This window comes from Pseudoalteromonas luteoviolacea (assembly GCF_001696455.1).
GTDB classification, from domain to species: Bacteria; Pseudomonadota; Gammaproteobacteria; order Enterobacterales; family Alteromonadaceae; genus Pseudoalteromonas; species Pseudoalteromonas luteoviolacea_C.
Genome location: NZ_MAUJ01000072.1, coordinates 1 through 256, shown reverse-complemented (window position 1 = coordinate 256; position 256 = coordinate 1). Strand labels below are relative to the sequence as shown.

Annotated in this window: 1 rRNA gene; it reads right to left on the bottom strand. The window is 35.5% G+C overall.

The window, feature by feature from the left end:
* Positions 1-185 precede the first annotated feature (185 nt).
* Positions 186-256, bottom strand: a 16S ribosomal RNA gene (locus tag A7985_RS25550); the annotation flags it as partial.

Sequence of the window (256 nt, the reverse complement as noted above, 5' to 3'; positions counted from 1 at the left end):
GACGCTAATTAATCAACTAAATGATTAATCGGCATTTTCTTTCGAAAACTCTGAATAACAATTGCTTGTTATTCGAGAATTTAATTATCAGCTTTCCAAATTTTTAAAGAGCAATATTAATTAGCTTTAAAAGCTAACTAACAATCATCTGTGTGGACACTTCGAACAAATTTGTTCTAAATCGTTAAGGAGGTGATCCAGCCCCAGGTTCCCCTAGGGCTACCTTGTTACGACTTCACCCCAGTCATGAATCACT